The sequence below is a fragment of the Cellulomonas bogoriensis 69B4 = DSM 16987 genome (assembly GCF_000767165.1).
In the GTDB taxonomy this organism is placed as follows: Bacteria; Actinomycetota; Actinomycetes; order Actinomycetales; family Cellulomonadaceae; genus Actinotalea; species Actinotalea bogoriensis.
On the sequence record NZ_AXCZ01000138.1, the window covers coordinates 1 to 7,497 of the forward strand.

9 protein-coding genes are annotated in these 7,497 nt (G+C 73.2%); 5 read left to right on the forward strand and 4 right to left on the reverse strand.

Features of this window, described 5'->3' with window-relative positions:
- On the forward strand, positions 1-932 hold a 932-nt coding region (locus tag N869_RS11340; protein WP_035061731.1), incomplete at its 5' end, for an ATP-binding cassette domain-containing protein.
- Here the strand turns inward: N869_RS11340 and N869_RS11345 are convergent.
- Entirely contained in the window at positions 910-1,644 is a 735-nt protein-coding gene (locus N869_RS11345) for an AfsR/SARP family transcriptional regulator (RefSeq protein WP_052105457.1), read from the reverse strand. The two genes, N869_RS11340 and N869_RS11345, sit on opposite strands and share 23 nt — an antisense overlap.
- 463 nt (positions 1,645-2,107) lie before the next feature.
- Here N869_RS11345 and N869_RS11350 point away from each other — a divergent pair, with 463 nt between their 5' ends.
- From N869_RS11350 to N869_RS11365, 4 genes are all read left to right on the forward strand, one after another.
- Positions 2,108-2,878 (forward strand): hypothetical protein, encoded by a 771-nt coding sequence (locus N869_RS11350; RefSeq protein WP_035061734.1) that lies wholly within the window; start codon positions 2,108-2,110, stop codon positions 2,876-2,878.
- A 64-nt stretch (positions 2,879-2,942) separates the two neighbouring features.
- Entirely contained in the window at positions 2,943-3,575 is a 633-nt protein-coding gene (locus N869_RS11355; protein ID WP_035061736.1) for a hypothetical protein, read from the forward strand.
- A 68-nt stretch (positions 3,576-3,643) separates the two neighbouring features.
- Positions 3,644-3,934, forward strand: a complete 291-nt coding sequence (locus tag N869_RS11360) for a hypothetical protein (RefSeq protein ID WP_035061738.1) — start codon at positions 3,644-3,646, stop codon at positions 3,932-3,934.
- 105 nt (positions 3,935-4,039) lie between these two features.
- On the forward strand, positions 4,040-4,549 hold the full coding sequence (locus N869_RS11365) for a dihydrodipicolinate synthase family protein (RefSeq protein ID WP_052105458.1): 510 nt from the start codon (positions 4,040-4,042) through the stop codon (positions 4,547-4,549).
- A gap of 15 nt (positions 4,550-4,564) precedes the next feature.
- On the opposite strand, the gene N869_RS11370 is transcribed toward N869_RS11365, so the two are convergent.
- From N869_RS11370 to N869_RS11380, 3 genes are all read right to left on the reverse strand, one after another.
- Positions 4,565-5,299 carry an SRPBCC family protein gene (locus tag N869_RS11370; RefSeq protein WP_035061740.1) on the reverse strand — a complete coding sequence of 245 codons (735 nt, stop codon included), beginning with the start codon at positions 5,297-5,299 and terminating at the stop codon, positions 4,565-4,567.
- Positions 5,300-5,491: 192 nt separating this feature from the next.
- Complete coding sequence (locus N869_RS11375; protein ID WP_052105459.1) at positions 5,492-6,598, reverse strand: ABC transporter ATP-binding protein; 1,107 nt, start codon at positions 6,596-6,598, stop codon at positions 5,492-5,494.
- A partial coding sequence (locus N869_RS11380) for an ABC transporter permease (protein WP_035061741.1) occupies positions 6,598-7,497 on the reverse strand: 900 nt, incomplete at its 5' end. The genes N869_RS11380 and N869_RS11375, both read right to left, overlap by 1 nt.

Sequence of the window (7,497 nt, forward strand, 5' to 3'; positions counted from 1 at the left end):
ACGAGCCGTCCACCGGGCTGGACGCCACCGCCCGGGGCGCGCTCGCGGACCTGCTGCGCCGGCACTGCGCCGACGGCGGGATGCTCCTGACCATCACCCACGACCTGGACCTGGCCCGCGACCTGGGCGGGCTGGTGCTGGTGATGCGCGAGTCGACGGTGGTCGAACGCGGTGAGGCCGACGTCGTGCTGTCGACCCCCACCCACCCGTACACCCGGCGCCTGCTGGACGCCGAGCCCCGGGCCTGGGACCACCCGTGGATGCGACCCGGTCCCTTGACCGACGACGCCCCCGCGGTGCTGACCGCCACCGGGCTGTCCAAGGGCTTCGGTGACGGACCGTTGTTCCAGGACGTGGACCTCACGGTCCGCGTCGGGGACCGCCTGGCGCTGACCGGGCCGAGCGGCTCGGGCAAGACGACCCTCGGCAACGTCCTGCTGGGCCTGGCCGCGCCCGACACCGGTCAGGTGAAGCGTGCACCAGGGCTGGCGCCCGGCAGGGTGCAGAAGCTCTACCAGGACCCCGGGGCCTCGTTCCCGGCACGTGTGCCCCTGGGGGCGTCGCTGCGGGACGTCCTGCGCCGCCACGACGTCCCCACGGCCCGCCTGGACGGTCTGCTGGCCGAGCTGCGGCTGCCCGGGTCGTTGCTCGAGCGCCGCCCCGGTGAGGTGTCCGGCGGGGAGCTGCAACGGTTGGCGATCATCCGGGCGATGCTCCTGGACCCGGTGCTGCTGTTCGCCGACGAGCCCACCTCACGCCTGGACCTGGTCACCCAGGAGGAGACCATCGGCTGCCTGATGTCGCAGGTCGCCGAGAAGGACTGCGCCCTGGTGCTCGTCACCCACGACCACACCCTCGCCGACGCCGTGGCCGACCGCACCCTGCCCGTCGGCGACCGGGGGCCCGCCCTCATGCCGACCGGCTCGCGGTAGACACCCGGCCGGTGCCGAACGGGAACAGCTGACGGATCAGGGCCACGATGTCGGGCGCAGGTTGGACGCCCAGCTCACGTTCCAGCGCACGGCTGAACCGCTCGTACTGCCGAAGGGCGCCGGCCGGGTCCCCGCGCCTGGCGTGGATCTCGATCAGGACCCGGTTGGCGCTCTCGGACCACGGCTCGACCGACACCGCAGCCATCCCGTAGGGCAGTGCCTCGGCGGGCCGACCCAGCACCAGGAGTCGTGACGCCGCGCACTCCAGGGCCTGGGAGGTGAGGAGCCGCAACCGGTCACGGTGCTCGGCGGCCCACGGGTCGTCCCAGCCCGCGAGCAGGGGCCGCACCAGCTCTGCGGGAGGCCCGGTCAGCTCCGCCGGCGGACCGCCCCCGCCGTAGATCGTCGAGGTGACCCACGACATCACGGCGTCGACGTCCACCGACACCGTCTCAGCGAGAGCGACGACCGACCCCTCGCACTCCACGACCCCGGGCACCGTGCGTCCGAGGCGCGACAGGATCGTGCGCAGGTTGGACAGCCCCTGGTTGGTGTCGGTGTCGGGCCACAGCAGGGCAGCGATCTGCGTGCGTGACATCGCGCCCTCGAGCGCGAGCGCCGCGAGCACGCGTGCGACGGAGTGCGCGACCGGTCTGGTGCGCCCCTCCACGCGGAGCCGGAACGGCCCCAACAGCTGCAGTGCATGGCTCATCTGCCCCCCTGACGGGCCTCGCGACCCGATCAAGGTAACGGCCCGCAGTTCGTGAGCACAGGACCGTCACCGCGCGGGTCGCCCGGTGAGGCGCTCCCGTCACGCAGCGGTACGCGGCACAGGCGTCAGGTCCACCGTGGGCGGCGCACCGGTCACGGCGGGCCCCCACCCGTCAGGCGCCCGCACACGCCACCGCACGCCTGCGACCTGCGCACAAGGCGCCCGGGACCGCCGGCACCCACGACCCCGGGCGGGCGGTTCACCCCCCTTGGGGTGGTCTGGGCGCACGCAGGCGCACCACGGATCGCACGCCCCCGCGCCGTGCCCGTCACCGCCCACCCACGTAGCGGTCGCGGGCCCTGACGGAAGTCCGACGGCCCCCTCGCACCCGGGCGGCGGGCCCGAGGCCGGCGTCCCGCTCCCATGGACCTGCAAGCACACCCAACCCTTCTCGGGAGGAACGATGACCACGCACAACCCCGACCAGGCCCTGGCGGGCGTCGACCTCGAGGGCCTCCAGCTCGCGAAGCCGGCACTCATGGCGCAGGCGCCGGGCTCCGAACGCGCCCAGCAGGACGACAAGGAGAGCGGCACCGTCGTCGGCAACTCGCTCGTGTCGTTCACCTCGCAGGTCTCCGCCCAGCACAAGGACGACCTCAACAACGCCCTCGGCCTGGCCCAGCTCGTCGCCGTGAAGCAGGGCAACGACCCGGCCGAGGAGCCGATCAAGTACTACAAGTCCGTCGCGACGTTCCTGCAGAACATCGGCTTCACCGGGCAGGGCATCAGCTTCGGCAGCTACACCGCGCGCACCAAGACCGTGGAGATCGACCGGGTCGTGATGGAGATCATGGCCGCGATCGTGGCGCCGGCCGAGCTCGGGATCGTGGAGGCCGCGCTCAAGGCCCTGAAGTCCTCGGCGAACAGCGGCGGCGCGCCCTGGACGATCTACGACCACCACTCGACGTCGAACAAGGCCGGCACGTTCACCGTCGGCCTGGCGAACGAGACCAACGACTCGGTCGCGTTCCAGCTGTCGGCGTTCCGGTTCGTCGGCACGGAGACCTCGACCCGGTTCCTGTGGGCGCAGTACTCCGCGACGTCGGTGTCCATCGAGGACGGCGCCACGGCGCTGAGCTTCAACGAGTCGGTCTACAAGCGCGTCCGTTCCAGCGTGCTGGAGAAGCTCGGGACCCACGCAGAGGGCTACATCGCCAACCTGCCGGACCTGTGACGAGCCGGGGTGCCGCACCTTCCACCCCCTAGGTGCGGCACCCCCACCCCCGGAAGGGAACACCATGAGCACCAGACCCCAGGCCCTCCTGGTCGACGGCGCACTGCTGCACCTCGACCCCGACCTGCCCGACGCCGACCGCGACGGCGTCGTGCACACCCTGCTCCTGGCGATCCACGTCGCCACGGGGCGCACCACCGGTGGGACGGACGCCGTCCTCTCCGACATGCGGTCGTTGGCGGCCGACGTCGGGTGGAACGTCACCGACTCCGGCAGCACCACCACCACCCTCCCGCTGCACGGCTCGGCCCTGGACGCGGTCGCCCAGTCATGGAAGGCGTCGGCGGGCGCCACAGCCGCGCAGGGCCTCCAGCGCAGCATCACCACGGCCGGGAAGGACCCGCGCACCAGCACCACCGCGTGGGGCCGGCTCCCGACCGACAGCGGGCGCGGGTGCCTCGTCGTGCAGGCCACCCACGCCTCGGACGGCCTGGTCATGCTGTGGACCTACGTCGGGGTCAGCCCCGCCGCCGACGGGCCGGACTTCCTGGAGGCCCGGTCCTGGCGCCGCACGTCGATGGATCTGCGTCACGCGCGGATGCTCGCCAACCCGGCGGTCTTCACCACCCAGATGCGCAAGACGCTCGCGGCGAAGGTCGCGGGCGTGGTCGCCACGGAGGTGATCGCCCTCACCTGACCTCACGTGCGGCGCCCGACCACCGGCACGCACCACCCAGCACACCCGCACCTGCACGAGGAGGAACCATGGCACCCACCGTCGACGTCAACGGCACGATCTTCAAGTACGCCGAGCTGCGCACCGGCCACCGGGGCATCAAGATCTGGACGGAGGGAGCCGATCCGGTCGAGTACCGGATCGACCCCGACCCGCACCAGGACCGCGAGTACAACAAGAACCAGGCCCGGTTCTACGCCGAGCTCGCCAAGGAGATCGGGACCCTCTACCTGGCCGCCAACCCGAACGCGTTCCCACCGTTCGGGACCCAGGTGACCGTCCCGCTGACCGGGACCGAGTACACGCTCAACCAGCCGTGACACCGCGGTGGCCCCAGGCCGGTTCGCCTGGGGCCACCGTCCTTCGGGCAGGGCCTGGGCGAGGACGCCCAGGCCGCCGGTGCCGCGGGTCTCCTGCTGGCGCCCGTGAGCGTGTACGAGAACCCGCGCACCACCGGGGTGACGTTCTCAGACCGCCTCCTGGCGCGGGTGTGCGCCCTGGAGGGGATCGCGTCGGTCAAGATCGCACCCGTGCCCGCCGATCCTGAGGGCGCTTCCCGTCGGATCTCGACCGTCAGGGCACTCCTTCCCCGCGGCGTCACCGTCGGGGTGAGCGGGGACCCGACGGCGGCCGTCGGCCTCACCGCGGGAGCCGACGCCTGGTACAGCGTCCTCGCCGGGCTCCTACCGGGACCGTGCCTGGAGATCACCCGCGCAGCCGCCGCCGGTGACGCGAGGACCGCGCTCGCGATCAGCGACAGCCTGTCCGCCCTGTGGGAGCTCATGCTGGCCCACGGCAGCCTGCGCGTCGTCAGTGCGGTGGCCACGGAGCTGGGCCTGGCACCGACCGGTGCGCTGCCACGGCCGCTGCTCCCCCTGGACCAGGCCGCGCACGCACGGATCCGGGCCGCGCTCGCAGGTGTGCGCGGCTCGTGACCGTCCGGGACCGGCTCAGCCGGCGGGGGCCTCCGCCTCCACGTCCCACCAGGTCGACCAGCGGTCCTGCAGGGCGGCGAAGTGCTCGTCGTCCAGGCCGTAGGTGCTGAGCACGAACGTGGCCGTCCCGTTGGGGGGTGCGGCGGCCGGGGGGATCCGGGCGATGACGAGCAGGGCGTTGCCCTCCTCGGCGACGGTCAGCCCGATCTGCAGGTCGGTCTGGAAGTAGATCTCACCGGTGAACGTCGACCCGTCCGCGCGGCTCAACGTGTACCCCGAGCCCACGGGCTGCTCGCCGAGCTCGCGCAGGCCCAGGCGGGCCAGGAGGGCGTCGTCCTCGGGGCCCAGGTCCACACCGGTGACGGACACGGTGCGACGGTCCGCACCGGGGTGGTGCTCCAGGGAGAACCGCAGCTGCTGGACGAACGTGATCCAGCCCTCGTCGATCGGGTCGTACACACCGATCGCAGCGTCGGGGTCCTCGTGGGCGCGCCGGGTCAGGCGCACCCGGGTGGCGCCGTCGTCGGCGGGCTCCAGGTCGATGACGTCCCCGTCGGGCCAGGCCACCGTGCGGGCGTCGTCGTCACCCTCGGGCTGCTCGACGAACATGTGCTCGATCTCAGCGGCGAGCCCCTCGTCGTCCCACCCGAACCACCGGTGGACGGCGTCCGGCTCGCGCACGGCCTTCCAGACCGTGTCCGGGTCAGCCTTCACGACCGTGTCGACCAGCACCCGATCCTCGCTCGCCATGTTCTCCTCCTCAGCGGTACGGCGGTCCGAGCATGGCACCCACGAGGGTCACGTGCACACTCTGACCACATTCGCATCACATCCCACCCCAGGTCGGGGCAGTGCGACGACGTGGCGACGATAGTCGGGTCGGGCCCGATCCGTGACCGACGTGCACACGCACCCCCCTTCTCCGGCGCCCCGGCACCCCTCTCAACCACGCCCGACAGGACCGTCTGTGGCGTTCGGCACACGGGCCACGGCACCCTCGTCGACCCGCAGACGCACCTGGTCGCCGGGGGTCGGGGCAGGCGCCCCGCCCAGGTACGCGCCGCTCGGCTCGACGACGGTCACCTGCCCCAGCCCGGTGACGTCCACCACCAGCTCGACCACCCCGCGCCGGAACCCGGCGGTCACGACCGTCCCGTGCACGGGCCCGTCCTGATCGCGGTGCAGCGACCCCGGCCCGAACGCCAGGACGGTGCCGTCCGGGGCGCCCAGGGCGGCGAACGGCCCCGACGGGGTCCCAGTGCCGGACGGGCGCGAGGGGGCGGTGGTGAACGCCTCGTAGCCGAGGAACTCCGCGACCCGGCGGGTGGCGGGCCGGTGCCACAGGTCGGCCGGTGGGGCGACCTGCAGGAGCCTGCCGTGGTCCATGACGGCGATGCGGTCGGCGACCGTGAACGCCTCGTCGTGGTCGTGGGTGACGAACACCGCGGTGGTACCGGTGGCGGTGAGGGCCTTACGCACCTGCCCGGCGAGCCGCTCACGCAGGGCCCGGTCCAGTGCGGACAGCGGCTCGTCCAGGAGCATCAGGCGGGGTCGGGGTGCCAGGGACCTCGCCAGGGCCACCCGTTGCCGTTCCCCGCCGGACAGGGTGGTGACGGGCCGGTCACCGAACCCGGCCAGACCCACCAGGTCCAGGAGCTCGGTGACGCGGGCGTCCCGGTCCCGGCGCGGCACACCGGCCATCTCCAGGCCGAACGCCACGTTGCGGGCCACGTCCCGGTGGGGGAACAGCTGCCCGTCCTGGAACATGAGCCCGAACCCACGGCGGTGCACCGGGACGCCGGCCAGGTCGCGACCGTCCCAGGTGAGGTGACCGGCGGCCACCGGCTCCAGGCCCGCGACGGCACGCAGCAGGCTCGACTTGCCCGACCCCGACGGACCCAGGAGCGCCAGCACCTCACCGGGTGCCACGTCGAGGTCCACACCGTCGACGGCGGTGGCGACGGTCCCGTCCTCGTCCCGGTACAGGACGGTCACGCCCCGCACCCCCAGGCCGGTGCCGGTGCCGGTGCTGGTGCCCGGTGTGGTCATCAGAACTCCCCCGCTCCCCCGGCACGCAGCCGCTCGGTCAACGCCATCACGGTCGCGGTCATGAGCGCCAGGACCACCGACGCCGCCAGCGCCATGCCGAGGTTCTCCGCCCCGGGGCGCCCGATCAACCGGAAGATCACCACCGGCAGGGTGGGGTTGTCGGGGCGGGCGAGGAACGACGTGGCGCCGAACTCCCCCAGGCTCACCGCGAACGCCAACCCCACGGCCAGGCCCAGGGACCGGGCGGCGATCGGCCAGTCCACGGCCCGCAGCACCCGGCCCGGTGAGGCACCCAGGACGGCGGCGGCCTCGTGCAGGCGCTGGTCGACGGCCCGCAGCACCGGCAGGACGGTGCGCACCACCAGGGGGGTGGCCACGACCGCCTGGGCGATGGGGATGAGCAGCGGTGAGCCGCGCAGGTCCAGGTCCAGGCCCAGGGGCCGGTGCAGGGCGATGAGGAACCCGAACCCGACGGTCACGGCCGAGACCCCCAGGGGCAGCATGAACACCGCGTCCATGGTGCGCACCGCCCGTCTGGCGCCGGACGTGCGGGGCCGTCGGGACACCACGAGGGCCACCAGTCCCCCGACGACCACGGCCATGACGGTGGCGTCGACGGCGATCCGCAACGAGTTCCACGCCGCGTCCCACACGGTCACGCTCAGCGTGTTGGGGCCACCGGTGGTCGCCAGGTTCGCGTAGTTGGTCCACCCCCAGCCCGTGGGGGTGCGGAACGAGCGGACCAGGACGGTGACCAACGGCAGGGCGAGCAGCCCGAGGACCACCACGGCGGTGACGGCGACGGCGAGCAGGTCACCGGTGCGCCGCCCGGGGCCCCGCAGGGTCAGGCGCACGGGCTGGGCCAGGCGCTCGGGGCGCCCCAGCTGCAGGGCCCGTTC